Annotated in this window: 12 protein-coding genes; 3 read left to right on the top strand and 9 right to left on the bottom strand. The window is 64.9% G+C overall.

What is annotated here, in order from left to right:
* Positions 1-16: 16 nt before the first annotated feature.
* Both H7F36_RS03845 and gshB read left to right on the top strand, forming a co-directional pair.
* Entirely contained in the window at positions 17-1,321 is a 1,305-nt protein-coding gene (locus H7F36_RS03845; RefSeq protein WP_187053430.1) for a benzoate/H(+) symporter BenE family transporter, read from the top strand.
* Positions 1,321-2,280: a glutathione synthase gene (gene gshB, locus H7F36_RS03840; protein ID WP_187053429.1), complete on the top strand. Its 960-nt coding sequence runs from the start codon at positions 1,321-1,323 to the stop codon at positions 2,278-2,280. Before H7F36_RS03845 ends, gshB begins: the two co-directional genes overlap by 1 nt.
* On the opposite strand, the gene H7F36_RS03835 is transcribed toward gshB, so the two are convergent.
* The 4 genes from H7F36_RS03835 to H7F36_RS03820 all read right to left on the bottom strand — a co-directional run bounded on the left by H7F36_RS03835 (position 2,277) and on the right by H7F36_RS03820 (position 8,221).
* Positions 2,277-3,548: a PepSY-associated TM helix domain-containing protein gene (locus tag H7F36_RS03835; RefSeq protein WP_187053428.1), complete on the bottom strand. Its 1,272-nt coding sequence runs from the start codon at positions 3,546-3,548 to the stop codon at positions 2,277-2,279. The two genes, gshB and H7F36_RS03835, sit on opposite strands and share 4 nt — an antisense overlap.
* A 15-nt stretch (positions 3,549-3,563) precedes the next feature.
* On the bottom strand, positions 3,564-5,774 hold the full coding sequence (locus H7F36_RS03830; protein ID WP_187053427.1) for a TonB-dependent receptor: 2,211 nt from the start codon (positions 5,772-5,774) through the stop codon (positions 3,564-3,566).
* Positions 5,775-5,925: 151 nt separating this feature from the next.
* Positions 5,926-6,693: a class II glutamine amidotransferase gene (locus H7F36_RS03825; protein ID WP_187053426.1), complete on the bottom strand. Its 768-nt coding sequence runs from the start codon at positions 6,691-6,693 to the stop codon at positions 5,926-5,928.
* Between the two features lie 7 nt (positions 6,694-6,700).
* Entirely contained in the window at positions 6,701-8,221 is a 1,521-nt protein-coding gene (locus tag H7F36_RS03820) for a DHA2 family efflux MFS transporter permease subunit (protein ID WP_187053425.1), read from the bottom strand.
* A 95-nt stretch (positions 8,222-8,316) separates the two neighbouring features.
* On the opposite strand from H7F36_RS03820, the gene H7F36_RS03815 reads away from it, so the two are divergent.
* On the top strand, positions 8,317-9,723 hold the full coding sequence (locus tag H7F36_RS03815; protein WP_261802489.1) for a putative zinc-binding metallopeptidase: 1,407 nt from the start codon (positions 8,317-8,319) through the stop codon (positions 9,721-9,723).
* Between the two features lie 23 nt (positions 9,724-9,746).
* Here the strand turns inward: H7F36_RS03815 and H7F36_RS03810 are convergent, their stop codons facing one another.
* From H7F36_RS03810 to H7F36_RS03790, 5 genes are all read right to left on the bottom strand, one after another.
* Positions 9,747-9,971 (bottom strand): cysteine-rich CWC family protein, encoded by a 225-nt coding sequence (locus H7F36_RS03810; RefSeq protein WP_187053424.1) that lies wholly within the window; start codon positions 9,969-9,971, stop codon positions 9,747-9,749.
* 28 nt (positions 9,972-9,999) lie between these two features.
* Entirely contained in the window at positions 10,000-11,256 is a 1,257-nt protein-coding gene (locus tag H7F36_RS03805) for a 6-phosphofructokinase (RefSeq protein ID WP_187053423.1), read from the bottom strand.
* 42 nt (positions 11,257-11,298) lie between these two features.
* On the bottom strand, positions 11,299-12,111 hold the full coding sequence (locus tag H7F36_RS03800; RefSeq protein ID WP_187053422.1) for an enoyl-CoA hydratase-related protein: 813 nt from the start codon (positions 12,109-12,111) through the stop codon (positions 11,299-11,301).
* Positions 12,111-13,289 (bottom strand): acetyl-CoA C-acetyltransferase, encoded by a 1,179-nt coding sequence (locus tag H7F36_RS03795; protein WP_187053421.1) that lies wholly within the window; start codon positions 13,287-13,289, stop codon positions 12,111-12,113. The genes H7F36_RS03800 and H7F36_RS03795 overlap by 1 nt, the downstream gene beginning before the upstream one ends.
* Positions 13,290-13,397: 108 nt before the next feature.
* The gene (locus tag H7F36_RS03790) at positions 13,398-14,645 is read right to left on the bottom strand and encodes an EAL and HDOD domain-containing protein (protein ID WP_187053420.1); all 1,248 of its coding nucleotides are present in this window, start codon (positions 14,643-14,645) and stop codon (positions 13,398-13,400) included.
* Positions 14,646-14,655 lie beyond the last annotated feature (10 nt).

Here is a 14,655-nt window from a genome sequence, read left to right as displayed (position 1 = left end):
CGGGCACAATTCACCAATGCGTTTTTTCAAGGACTTGAGCCTGTCGGCTTTCACGGCAGGCTTCGTTGCGGTGCTGGTCGGCTTCACCAGTTCGGTGGCCATCGTGTTTCAGGCCGCTCAGGCCTTCGGCGCCACGCCCGCGATGATCACCTCGTGGATGTGGGCTTTGGGGCTCGGCATGGGTCTGTGCTCCGCGGTGCCTTCGTTGTATTGGCGCAAGCCGGTCATGATCGCTTGGAGTACGCCCGGCGCGGCGGTGCTGGCGGTGGCCGGCGTGGGCTACGGCATGAACGAGGCGGTCGGTGCCTTCATCGTCTGCGCGGTGCTCATCACGCTGGCCGGCGCGACCGGCTGGTTCGAGCGCGTGATGAACAAGATCCCGATGGCGATCGCCTCCGCGCTGCTTGCGGGTGTGCTGGCGCGCTTCGGCTTGCAGGCCTTCCTTGCGGCGCAGACCGCGCTGCCGCTCATCTTGCTGATGCTGGCCGCCTACCTGCTGGCCAAGCGCTTTATGCCGCGCTATTCCGTGCCGCTGACGTTGCTCGTCGGCGTCGTCTATGCGGCGTCGCGCGGCCAGTTGGCCTGGTCGGCGGTGCACTTCGATATGGCCCTGCCGATCTTCACGATGCCGGTGTTTACCTGGCGCGCCGCGGTGAGCCTTGCGCTGCCCTTGTTTGTCGTCACGATGGCCTCGCAGAACCTGCCCGGCGTCGCGGCGATTCGTGCGGCCGGCTACGACCTGCCGATCAGCAAGCTCATCACGATCACCGGAGTCGCCACGCTGGTGCTCGCGCCGTTCGGCGGCTATGCGCTCAACCTCAGCGCCATCACCGCAGCCATCTGCATGGGGCCTGAGGCCCACGACGACCCGAAGCGGCGCTATACGGCGGCAGTGAGCTGCGGTGCGATCTACGTGGTGATCGGGCTCTTCGGTGCGGCGGTGGTCGGCGTGCTGACCGCGTTTCCGAAAGAGCTGGTCGCCGCCATTGCCGGGCTCGCATTGCTCGGCACCATCGGCGGCGGACTTGCCGCGGCGGTGCGCGACGAGTCGCATCGCGAGGCAGCGCTCATCACCTTTCTTGTCACGTTGTCGGGCGTCACCGTGGCCGGCATCGGCTCGGCTTTCTGGGGTGTAGTGGCCGGCGCCATTGCGCTGGCCGTGCAGCAACTCGGCCGACGCAATCGTTACGACTCCGCTCAAAGCATCCACAGCGCCGACCCGACAAAAACCTCCGTCGACAAGGCCATCGCACCCGGCGGCAAGATCGTGCCCAATGAACAGCAGGCGACCCGCAACGCGGCCGCCGGAAAGACCTTCTGATGCACAACATTCTCTTCGTCGCCGATCCACTCGATGAATTCAAGATCTACAAGGACACCACTTTTTCGATGATGCGCGAGGCGCAACGGCGCGGACATCGCATCGCGGCGTGCCTGCCGCAAGACCTGCAATGGAAATCAGGTGGCGTGGTTACCGCCAACGTTCAGCAGATCACCCTCACCGGTGACGCCAAGGACTGGTATCGCGAAGACATCCTCGAGACCAAGGCGCTCAAGGATTTCGACATCGTGGTGATGCGCAAAGATCCACCATTCGATGCCGAGTACATCTACGCGACGCACCTGCTCGAGCAGGCCGAGCGTGAAGGCGCGCATGTGGTCAACACGCCGCGCGCGTTGCGCGACCATCCCGAAAAGCTCGCGATCATGGAGTTCCCGCAGTTCGTGACGCCGACGTTGGTCACGCGCAGTGCCGAGTCGGTGCGCGACTTTCATGCGGAGCACGGCGACATCATCCTGAAGCCGCTCGACGGCATGGGCGGCATGGGCATCTTCCGCGTGCGGCAAGACGCGATGAACCTCGGCTCCATCGTCGAGACGCTGAACAAGGGCGGCGCGGAAACCATCATGGTCCAGCGCTTCGTGCCGGAGATCACGCAGGGCGACAAGCGCATCCTGATCATCGCGGGCAAGCCGGCGCCCTTCGTGCTGGCGCGGATTCCGCAGGGCACCGAAGTGCGCGGCAATCTGGCGGCCGGTGGCAAGGGCGTGGCGCAACCGCTGACCGCGCGCAATCGAGAGATCGCAGAAGTCGTCGGCCGCACGCTCGCACCACGCGGTCTGCTGTTGATCGGCCTCGACGTGATCGGCGATTCGGTCACCGAGATCAACGTCACCAGCCCGACCTGCTTTCAGGAAATCACCGAACAAACCGGCTTCGACGTGCCGGCGATGTTCATCGATGCGCTGGAAGAATCAGTCGGCATCAAACGCAATTAGGCGCTGCTGGAAGCCACCGAGCCTCGGGGTGCGGTCTGTCGCGCACGCCGCTTGCGCGCCCAGATCACGATGCCGGTGATCGACAGCATGGCGACGCCGAGGCCCATCGCCGACATCATGATGCGACCCGGCAGACCGAGGATGCGGCCTGAGTGCATCGGAAACTGCAATTGCACGAAGACGTCTGCGGCGGTGCCTTTCCATGGCACGTTCTGGCTCAAGATGCGGCCGTCCATACCGTCGATGTAGAGGTTGCTCAGACCCATGCCGCCTTGTCCGTTTTCAGCGCCGGGCTTGAAGAACGACACGTTGTAGAAGCCGTAGCGTGCCTCGTAGTAGATGCCTCCCGGCGGCGTCGTCCAGCCTTGTCGCCGTGCCTCGGCCTCGGCGATGTCCACGACCTGTGCGAAACCCAGTAGCGGCGTGATGGTGGTACCGAGCGGTGCCATGGTTCGCGTCTCGTAGGGGCCGGGTGTCGTCTTCGACACCAGCGACAGCACGGGATAGAAGACTTCGCGGTACAGGTTGAGTGAGAACGAGGTGAAGGCGATCACGATGATGAACACCCAGGCCCAAAGCCCGCCCGCGCGGTGCAGATCGAAGTTGAGCCTGTAGCCACCGGCATGCCACCGGATGGCCCATGCCGGTTGCCAGCGGCCCAGCCAGGTCATCGGCTTGCGATGACGCGCCGCGTGCTTCGGCGCGTCGCGCGGCATCTTCAGGCGACGCGGCGTGGTGATGTAGAGCGCCACGCAGCTGTCGATCAGCCACACCAGCGCCACCGTGCCCATGATCCAGTAGCCGATGCGATCGGTGCCCCAGATCGCGGGGATGTGCAGGCTGTAGTGCACCGTGCGCAGAAAGGGCATCAGGCTTTCGCGCGAAAGCGAGACGGCGGTCGAGTCGCGCTGGCCGACGACGTGTCCCGTGACCGGGTCGACGAAGACCTGGTTGTAGCCGAGCGAATAGGGCTGTCGCGTGGCAGCGTCGGTGCGTGGCTCGACGAAGAAGGCCGCGTTGTGGCCTTCTTCTAGCCCGAGCGAAACGTAGCTGACTTTGGCGCGCGGATCGGCTGCTTCGACCGCCGCGGCCATTGCCATCGGGTCCTTGAAGAGTCCCCGGCTATCGGTGTCGTAGAGCGCGCTGTTGAGCCACTCGTCGAGTTCGTGGTCCCATGATGTCACCGCGCCTGTGAGGCCGGAGACGATCAGAAAGAGCGCGACGGAAAGGCCCGCCCAGCGGTGCACCAGCGTGAAGAATGCGCGCACGGGTCTGGCGCGTCCTCAGAAGTTGACGGTACCGGTCAGCACGAACGTCCGCGGTTGACCCAGCACCAGGTAGTTGGCGCCGGGATAGCCACCGGCCGATGCCCAGTACGACTTGTTGAGAACATTGTCGACCCGTCCGCGGAGCGTCAACAGCCGCCCGTTGCCGATGTCCACGAGATAGCGCGCACCGAGGTCCAGACGAGTCCATGACGGCAGCACTTGCGTGTTGGCAGCATCGGCGTACTGCTTGCCGGTCTGCAGCACGCGTGCATTCACCGAAAAGCCGTTGATGCCCGGCACGTCCCACTCGGCGCCCAAATTGATCTGGTGCTTCGGCACGCCGATCACCTCGTTGCCGTTGTTCGACGCGATTGCGCTGCGGCGCTGCTCTGCGTCGAGCAATGTGATGCCGCCCAGCAGGCGCAGGCCCTTCGTCGGTTCGCCGAACACCGACAGTTCGACGCCGCGGTTGCGCTGCTCGCCATACGAGCCATAGGTCCCGTTCTGCAGGTAAGCGCTCGGCTTGCTCGTGCTGAAAAGTGCGACGCTGGCACCGATGTTGCCGCCGTCGTACTTGGCGCCGATTTCCTTTTGCTTCGACACATACGGCGCAAAAACCTGACCTGCGTTGGTGACGCGCTGCCCGGTCGACGTGGTGGTCGGGGCGACGTCGCCCTTGATCAGGCCTTCGATGTAGTTGGCGTAGAGCGAAAGGCTTTTCATTGGCTTGAAAACAAAGCCGACCACGGGAGTCGTCTTGCTCTGGTCGTAGCCGTCGAGTCGCGAGCCTTTGTTGTAGTCGTATGTCGTGTCCTTGATCTTCTGGCGACGCGCACCGACGGTGAGCAGGACAGTGTCTCGCGCAAAAGACATGGTGTCGGCAACGGCGAAGCTCGACGTGTCGATCGATTCGGTCAGGCCCGGGTTGCTCAGCACGCCGCCGGTGAAGAAGGTCGCCGCCGGCGCGAACACCGCGGTCGGCCGATAGATGTTGCTGTCGATTCCACTGAAGCCTGACAGCGCATAGGCATTGCGCGAGTCGGAACTCAAGGCCGCCGCCGAAGCCACCACCGTGTGGCCGATGCTCCCGGTCTGGAACTTGCCGCGGATACCGATTTCGCCGGTGTTGACCTTGTCCTTGCGGGCGTTGTCGAAACGGTAGCCCGACGTATCGCCGAGCGCGTCGATGATGCTCATTGGCGTGAGCGAATTGTCTTCGGTGCTGTGGCGCGTGCCGACCGCGGCCCAGGCCGTGACGTTCGAAGAAAGATCGACCTCGCCGCGCACCGTGCCGAATACGTCCCGGCTGTTCGAATAGGTCCAGGGCTGCGCGAAGTTGTTCTTCGCATCCGGTGCTTCGGGGATCGGCAGGTTGGAGGCCGGCGTCACGCTCGGGCGAGGCGACTTCAGCTTGTCGTTCTGGTAGCCGACGTCGGCCGACAGGCGCACGTTGCTGCTGTGCCAGTCGAGGCCGAGGCTGAGTGCGCTCAACTGATGCTTTTCACCGTCGACGCCGTCGTCACCGCCATCGCGACGGGCCGCGTTCAGGCGAATGCCAGTTGCCTGGTCAGGGCCGAAGCGCCGGGCGATGTCTGCCGCCACGTAACCCTGCCCGCCGCTTTGCACGCCGACGGAAACCTCGCTCAGCGGCTCGTTCGGCGCCCGCTTGGGGAGTACGTTGATCAGCCCGCCGATGCCACCGCCGCCGACCGAACCCGCGCCTGCGCCGCTCAGAAACGCGTTGGCGCCGCGAAATACCTCGACGCGCTCCACGAATTCGGCTGCCATGTACTGACGCGGCACCAAGCCAAAGAGGCCGTTGTACGACACGTCGTCGGAGAACACCGGAAAGCCGCGAATGAAGTACGCCTGCTGGAAGTTGCCGAAGCCCCGCGCGGAGCGCACGGAAGCGTCGTTCAGCAGCACGTCGCCGATGCTTTGCGCTTGCTGATTCGCGATCAGTTGCTGGGTGTAGGTCGTCGTGTTGAACGGCGTGTCCATCATGTCTTGCGCGCCCAGCACGCCGATGCGGCTGCCGCGTGCGACTTCGCCCCCGGCGAAGGGCTTGCTCAAGCCTTCGGCCGATGCGTCGGCACTGGCCTCGACCTTGATCGTCTCCAGCGTTTGCGGAGCGGCCGGCTGAGCCTGCGCAGCGGCGCTCAGGGCATGGATTGCCAGGGCACTGGCGATTGCGACAGCGCGCAGGGGAAAACGGGCGGGAGCCATGTGAGGTTCTGTTGTTGCAAATGAGAACCGTTATTGTTCACGAAAAACGTAACCCTCGCGGTACTTTCATGCACATTTGGTGTGAACGCCACACCGCCGGTGCAACTCCGGATCGCTGCATGCCAGTGACTCGCCGATGACTCGCAGTCGACTATCCGCTTTGCGCCTGCCCGTCGACGAACACCTTGAGTTCCCCCGGCGCGAAAGCGGTCCACGCTTCGTTGGTCGTCAGTGGCGCCGTGACGACGATCGCCACCCGATCGGTCGGCGTGGTGTGCGCCGCGAAGTCGATCGCCAGATCGTCGTCCGACAACTGCGCCGAAACGAACGGATGCCGGCGTTCGATGTACCAAAGGTTGGTCGACGCGTGCGCCCACAACGCCTGCCCGTTCGACAGCATGAAGTTGAAGGTGCCGTGCTTCGCCAATTGCGGCGCCAGCTCACGCAGCGTGAGCGTGAGCTCGTCGACGCTCGGCACACCGGCGTGCGACTTGGCCAGTTCCTGCATGAGCCAGCAGAACGCGTGCTCGCTGTCGGTGCTGCCCACCGGATGAAAGGCGCCGTGCAGCCGTGGTCTGAAATCCTTCAGGTCGCCGTTGTGCGCGAAGACCCAGTAGCGGCCCCACAACTCGCGCACGAAGGGGTGGCAATTCTGCAGATTGATGGCGCCCTGCGTCGCCTTGCGAATGTGCGAGACGACGTTCTGGCTCTTGATCGGATAGCGGCGAATCAGCTCGGCCACCGGTGAATCGCAGGCCGGCTGATGGTCGACGAAATGACGCAGTCCACGGTCTTCGAAGAAGGCGATGCCCCAGCCGTCGGCGTGATGGTCGGTGCGGCCGCCGCGCTGCGCGAACCCCGCGAAGCTGAACGTCACGTCCGTGGGGGTGTTGCAGTTCATCCCGAGCAATTGGCACATGGCTGCATTAAACCGTTGTCGGCAGCGGCTTCTTCTGGCGCAACTGCAGCGCCGCCAGGATGGCCAGCGCGCACAGCCCTGCCAACATGGCAAAGGCCTCGTCGAACGCGGCCAGTCGGGCCACGCTGGTCGACGGGTTGACCAGCGAGTCGCCATGCACCGCCAGACGCCACTCGAGCACGATGGCGCACAGGCTCACGCCGGTCGCGCCGCCCAGCATCCGCAAAAAGCTGATAGCGCTCGCGCCCTGCGGAATCAGCGGCTTGGCCAGCGGCCGCATCGATCCGATGTTGAGCGACGGCAGGATGAAGCCGAGGCCGATGCGCCCGATGGTCGCGAAGATCACCAGCAGCCAGATGCCGCTGTCGAGCCTCAGCACAATCATCAGCGCGAACGAAAGCGCCAGCAACGCCAGCCCGATGCTCACCAGCATCCACGTCGGCTGGCGGTCGGCCAGGCGCCCGACCAGCGCGATGGTGATGGCCAGCACGATGCCGGCCGGCAGCATGATCGTGCCCACATGCGAGGCCGACAGCTGCAGTCCGAGCTGCATATAGACCGGCAGCAGGTAGGTCGAGCCGAACAGCGCCGTGCCGTAGATGAAGGCCACCACGCTGCCCATCGCGAACTGTCGGTACTTAAAGAGCGCCAGGTTCATCAGCGGCTCGCGACCCGAGGCCGACATCCGCTTTTGCCACCAGAGGAACGCCACAAACGCAAGACCGGCGCCGGCCAGCAGCAGCGTCGCGTGCAACGGCGAATCACCGCGCAGCGCGACCAGCCCGTTTAGCAGGCACAGCGTGCCGATCGTGCCCAGGCCGAGCCCACGCCAGTCGAGGTTGCCGGCGCGCGCAGCGACCACGCCGCCCGGCGCGGTGGTCGGCACAAAGCGGTACGCCAGCGCGATCGACGCGATGCAGAACGGCACCACCATGAAGAAGATGGAGCGCCAGCCGAACAGGTCGACCAGCACGCCCCCGATGCTCGGGCCGATCGCCGGCGCCAGCACCACGCCCATGCCGAAGAGGCCGCTCGCGCGCCCCTGCTCGTGTGGCTCGAAGGCGCGCAGGATGATGATGGCGGGGATCGGCTGCACCACGCCGGCCGCCAATCCTTCGACCACCCGCGCGACCAGCACCAGCGAAAAGTTATTCGACAAACCGCCGGCCAGCCCGCCCAGCAAAAGCAGCACCATCGTGCCGACGTAGGTCGCGCGATAGCCATAGCGGCCGAGCAGCCACGGCGTGGTCAGCATTGATACCGTCATCGCGACCATGAAGCCGGAACTCACCCACTGCGCGCGCTCCTGCCCGAGCGAAAAGTAATGGCTCATGCCCGGAATGGCCACGTTGACGATGGTCGACGACATGATCGATGCCATCGTGCCGACCATGACCGACAGCAGCAGGTACCAACGGTAGCGATCGCCGTACCGGTCGCGCAAGCTGTGGATCGAAGGCGCCGCAGAAATCGGTGGCGAGTCGGCGGGCGGGCGGTCGGGGATCTGTGGAATCTTGGGGTCGGTCATTGGCGCGCGGATGGCCGCGGGGGTTCGGCCGTCCTACAAGGATATCGGCCTTTGAGCGCGTGTGCTCTCGCGCCCGGTGACTTCACAATGACGCCATGGCACAGACCCTCCAATCGCAATCCGTGGGCACCGCGCCGGAGCAGTCGGACCACTCGCTCGCCGCCGACCTCAAGGCGCCGACACTGAGCCGCGCCTACCAGTGTCAATGCGGCCGCCCGATTTTTCTCGGCAACAGCGAATGCCTGGCCTGCCACACGCCGCTTGGTTATGTCGTCGAGAGCCTCGGAGTCGTGCCGCTCGCACCCGCGACGTTCCAGGGCGCCGAGGCCGACACCTACACCGTGTTCGGCGATACGAACGGCAAGGCCTACCGGCGCTGTACCAACCTGATGACCGCATCCAGTTGCAACTGGATGGTGCCTTCACCGCGTGAGGGCGACGCCGCCAGCTTCAACACGATCGGCCTCGCTCCTGGCTACTGTCTCTCGTGCAGTGTGACGCGGACGATTCCCGATCTCTCCGTCGAAACCAACGGCGTGCTGTGGCGCAAGTTGGAGCAATCGAAGCGCCGCCTCGTCTCGCAATTGCTCGCGCTCGGACTCCCCGTCGTGAGCCGGCATGCCGACCCGGTGCATGGGCTCGCCTTCGACTTCTTGAGCAACATGCCCGGCGGCCCGCACGTGCTGACGGGCCACGAAGACGGCGTGATCACGCTGAATGCCGAAGAAGCAGAAGACGCGGTGCGGGAGCGCATCCGTGCCGAAATGCGCGAGCCATATCGCACTTTGCTCGGGCACTTTCGCCATGAGATCGGTCACTACTACTGGGACTTGCTCGTCTACCCGACGAACTGGCTCGAACAGTTTCGTGCGCTCTTCGGCGATGAACGCGCCGACTACGCCACCTCCCTTAAAACGCACTACGAGCAAGGGCCGGTGCCCGACTGGCGCAATCGCTACGTGACCAGCTACGCCAGCTCGCATGCGTGGGAAGACTGGGCCGAGACCTGGGCGCATTACTTGCACATGGCCGATACGGCCGACACCGCCATGAGCTTCGGAGTCGACGCGACGCGTGCAGAACTTGCCAGCGATTTATTCGAGCCGGCCGACCTGTGGCAGCCCGACCATCCGGACGCGATGAAGTTTCTCGACTTCCTGAACGGCTGGGTGCGCCTGACCAACGTGCTCAACGAGTTGTCGCGCAGCATGGGCCAACCCGACTACTACCCGTTCGTGCTGCCGCGCGCGGCGGTGGGCAAGCTGCAGTTCATCCACCAGGTCATCACCGACCAGCGCCATCGCATCGGCGCACCTTCTCCCGCGCCTGAAGCGATGAGCGATCCCGTCCCCGTGCCGCCGACGGTGGGTTCGACGACGTCGCTGCAAGGTTCGCAAGCTTTGCAGCAGGCGCCGACGCGATCGACACCGCTGCAGATGCCCCAGCCCGTGCAGCAGGCACAGGGCTATGCATACGCCCACGGCTTTTTCTCGCGGCGTTGAGACCGCGAGCATGGGTCTGCTTGTCAGCGGGGCGTAGCGGCTGCGCAGCGGGCACAGACACATGAAGCGCCGCGCGCCGCTTCGGGCACCCTGGAAAGCAATGCGGCGCTGAAGTCGGCCTGCATGCACCAGCACTCGCTTTGCAGTGTTCCGGTCTCGCGCGCCAACTCGACGGCACAGCGATTCGCTTCGCCGCAGATCGGACAGCGCGTGGCGTCGATCACGCCGAAGATCTCGCCATCGTTCATGGCCGACCAGCCGCCGATAGCGCCATGATCAAGCCACCGCGAAGGCGGGTAGCTTTTTCGGCACCGCCACATTGCTCAGCGTCACGTACAACGGCAAGCCATCGCGGTACGCCGGATAGTCTTCGCCCTGAATCAACGGCATCAGATACCGTCGGCAAGCTTCGGTGATGCCGAAGCCATCGGCTGTGATGAAGTCGCGCGGCATGAACTTCTCGGCGTTGGCCACCGCTTCGAGCGGTGCACTGCCGATGCGATATGCGTAGGGCGAATCGCTGGTGCGCTCGATGGTCGGCATCACTGCGTTGCGACCTTCGATGGCGAGTTCGACGGCGCGTTGGCCGAGTTCGTATGCCTGTCTCACATCGGTCGCCGAAGCGATGTGTCGCGCCGCACGTTGCAGGTAGTCGGCCACCGCCCAATGGAACTTGTGGCCGAGCGCTTCCTTGACCATGTTGGCAACGACCGGCGCCGCGCCGCCGAGCTGCGCATGACCGAACGCATCGCGCGTGCCCTGTTCCGCCAGGAAGCTGCCGTCGGCGCGATGACAGCCTTCGGACACGACCACGGTGCAGTAGCCATGCTGCTTTACCAGCGCATCGACGCGCGCCAGGAACGCCGCCTGGTCGAACTCGATCTCGGGGAACAGGATCACGACCGGAATGCCGTGGTTGGCCACCAGCCCGCCCGCCGCGGCGATCCATCCGGCGTGCCGTCCCATCACTTCGAGCACGAAGACCTTGGTCGATGTCGCGGCCATGGAGCGCACGTCGAATGAAGCTTCGAGCGTGGAGATCGCCACGTACTTGGCGACCGAGCCGAAACCCGGGCAGCAGTCGGTCAACGGCAGGTCGTTGTCGATGGTCTTCGGCACATGGATCGCCTGCAGGGGATAGCCGAGCGACTGCGACAACTGGCTGACCTTGAAGCAGGTGTCGGCTGAATCGCCACCGCCGTTGTAGAAAAAATAACCGATGTCATGCGCCTTGAACACCTCGATCAGACGCTCGTATTCTCGGCGGTTTTTCTCGAGCGACTTGAGCTTGTAGCGGCACGATCCGAAGGCGCCCGCCGGCGTGGTGCGCAACGCGGCGATGGCGTCGGCCGGCTCTGCGCTGGTGTCGATCAGGTCTTCGGTCAGTGCGCCGAGGATGCCGTTGCGCCCGGCATAGACGCGGCCGATTCGGTCCGGGTGGCGTCGCGCTGTTTCGATCACGCCGCAGGCCGATGCGTTGATGACCGAAGTGACGCCACCGGACTGCGCGTAGAAAGCATTGAGGACAGTCATGCTGCATTGTCCTGCAGCGACCCCGAGAGGCCAAATCCGCGCTCAACGCCCCGGAAAAACCGGTGCCCGTTTCTGCAGGAACGCCGTCACGCCTTCGCTGAAACTCGGCTTGTCGATCAGCTCGCGTTGCCGCTCGCTCTCGAAATGCAACTGCTCGCTGAGCGTGTGCTGCGCCGAGGCTTCGAACGCCTTGCGGGCTTCGAGTACCGCGTGCGCCGGCAGGCGCGCCAGGCGCTCTGCGATCTTCTGTGCCTCGAGCAACAGCACGTCGTCTTCACAGGCGGCCCAGATCAAACCCCATCGCTCCGCCTGGTCGGCGCTCACGCGCTCGTCGAGCAATGCCATGCCCATGGCACGTGCCGCCCCGATGCGGCGCGGCACGAACCAGGTGCAGCCGAGGTCCGGCACGATGCCGAGCTTGGGCAAGAACGGCAGATAAAAGTACGCGCTGCGTGCTGCGACGGTGATGTCGGCGGCAAGTGCCAGGCCGACGCCGGCGCCCGCCGCCGCACCGTTGACCGCTGCGACGATCGGCACCGGCAGCGCACGCATCGCCTCGATCAACGGATTGCTGAGCGACTGCATCCATTCGGCGGTCTGCGTGCCGAGCGAGCCTTTCGCCGTGCGATCTCCGTCGTCAGCGCCGCCAAGAATTGCGCTCAGATCGGCACCCACGCAAAACGCCTTGCCCGCACCGGTAAGCACCACCGCGCGCACGCTGCGGTCGTCGGCCACGCGCGCCAGCGTGTCGCGCAGTTCGACCTGCAGGTCCATCGCGATCGGGTTCAACCGGGTCGGGATGTTGAGCGTCAGCGTCGCGACGCCGTTTTCCAATTCATACAGGACATGCGACATCAGAGTCTTTCGATGATGGTGACGTTGGCCATGCCACCGCCTTCGCACATCGTCTGCAGGCCATAGCGCTTGCCGCGCTGCGCCAGCGCATGGACCAGCGTGGTCATCAGCTTGGTGCCCGACGCGCCGAGCGGATGACCGAGCGCGATGGCGCCGCCGTTGACGTTGAGCCGCGCCGGGTCGGCGCCGAGCGTTTGCAGCCAGGCCAGCGGAACCGGTGCAAAGGCCTCGTTCACTTCGTACAGGTCGATGTCGTCGATCGACATGCCGGCCTTGGCCAGCGCGCGCTGCGTTGCCGGCAACGGTGCTTCCAGCATGATCACCGGGTCGTGCCCCATCACGCTCATGTGATGAATGCGCGCGAGCGGCTTCACGCCGAGTGCCTTCAGGCCGCGCTCGTTGACGACCAGCACGCCGCTCGCGCCATCGCAGATCTGGCTCGCGGTCGCGGCGGTGCAGCGGCCGCCTTCGGCGATCAGCTTGACGCCGGCGATGCCTTCGAGCGTCGCTTCGAAGCGGATGCCTTCGTCCACCGTGTGCATCTGCCCGCTGCCCGATCCGTCTGCAAGGCGAATCTCGATCGGCACGATCTCGTCGCCGAACAGGCCTTCACGGCTGGCCGAGATGGCGCGCTTATGGCTCTCGAATGCGTAGCGATCGAGCGCGTCTTTGTCGAGCCCGTAGTTCTTGGCGATCATCTCTGCGCCGGTGAACTGGCTGAACTCGACGCCGGGGTAGCGCCGCTGCATGCCGGGGCTCATGTAGGTACCGAGTCCGGCCTTGGCCGGCAACGCGTTGGGCGTGAACATCGGCACGCGCGTCATGCTCTCGACACCGCCGGCGATCACCGCGTCCATGCTGCCCGACATCACCGCCTGCGCCGCGAAGTGCAATGCCTGCTGCGACGAGCCGCATTGGCGGTCGACCGAGGTGCCTGGCACGGATTCAGGCAACTTCGACGCCAGTACCGCGTTGCGCGCGATATTGCTCGCCTGTTCGCCGACCTGGCTGACACACCCGAGGATCACGTCTTCGACCGCCGCCGGATCGATGCCGCTGCGCTCGAGCAATGCGTTGATCATTTCGGCCGCCAGGTCGGCCGGATGCCAGCCCGCGAGCTTGCCGCCGCGCTTGCCGCCTGCGGTGCGCACCGCAGCCACGATGTATGCCTCTGCCATCTTTGTTCCTTCAGTGAGCCTTCGATAGGGAAGGTAGATGGTTCAGCGTCATCGCCGCGAGGTCAAGCCGGGGACATCCCGTGCGCGACACCGGCCCGGCTTGTGGCTTCAGCGTTCCAGCGCGTCCGCCCACATCAGCGCCTGCAGATGCGCCCAGTTGATCTGGTGGTTGGTCAACTGCAACTCGTCTGCGGCCTTGGAAAAGGCGACGTCGTCACCGCTCTCGCAGGCCTTGGTGAGTGCAAGGAACGGTGCCAGTTGCCCTTCGTTGCGCAGCAGCGCGTCGAGCACAGGCTCCGGCAACGTGACTGAACCGAGCGCTTGCGCCATCGGCATGCCGACCAGCGTGTCGAGCAGCGAGAACACGCCGACGATGAAGGCGTTGTCGCAGTCTTCCTGAGGCATCAGTTCGGCAGCGAGCAGCTCCATCAGCCGGCCGCGCACCACCGCTGTGGTGCCTGCTGCCGGCGCGGCGCCGCCGGGGCGCGACACCGTCATCAGCAACGTGGCCCAGCGGATCAGTTTGTTGAGCCCGAGGATCATCACCGCGTGGCGGAACGAGGTGATCTCCACGCTCAGCCCGAAGCCGCACGAATTGATCATGCGCAGCAGCTTGAAAGACAGCGTCGGGTCTTTCTTGATGAGCTCTTCGATGTCGCCGAGGTCCGCTTCGCGCCGCACCAGGTTGATCAACTGGATGATCGTGGCTTGCGAGGTTTGCACCGCCTTGTCGGTGATGGCAGAAGGCTGCGCGAACCAGCGGCCCTGGAACAGCTTGACGCCAAAGCGCTTCATCAGTTCGTACTGCTCGACCGTATCGACCTGCTCGGCCACCACATCGGCGCGGCTCGAAGTCTTTGCAAGCTTGATGAAGCGCTCGGCCTGGTCGTTCGGCATGCCGGCCAGGTTGAGCTTCAAGAATGCAGCCATCGGCAGCCACGATGCGTAGGCGGGTTCGAGCACCGCCGGGCCGAACGCCAAACGGAATCCGCTTTCGCGAATTTTCGTCAGCGCGAGACGGCCGAACTCGATGTCTTCTTCGGTGCTGCCTTCTCGGGTCGACACCTCGAGCACGACCTTGTCGGGGTCGAGCAGGTCGAGTTGGAGGCCGCCGAGATTTTCGAAAGCGCAATGGATGAAGACGAGCTTCTCGCCCGCCACCGCGTTGGTGCCCGAGTCGGACAGCGCATCGACCACCACGGTGGAATCGTTCGCGCGGTCGCGTGGTTGTTCGAACAGCGCGTAACCGAACACGGCGCGCCGCTCGTCGACGATGGCCTGGCGCGACAGCGCAGCGCCCACGCCAGCGGGCGCGGCACTTTCGACATCTGGGGCAAGGGCGTGATCAGTAGACATCGGAACTCCG

This window comes from Variovorax sp. PAMC28562 (assembly GCF_014303735.1).
Taxonomy (GTDB): domain Bacteria; phylum Pseudomonadota; class Gammaproteobacteria; order Burkholderiales; family Burkholderiaceae_C; genus Variovorax.
This window is presented reverse-complemented; position numbering and strand designations above follow the sequence as displayed.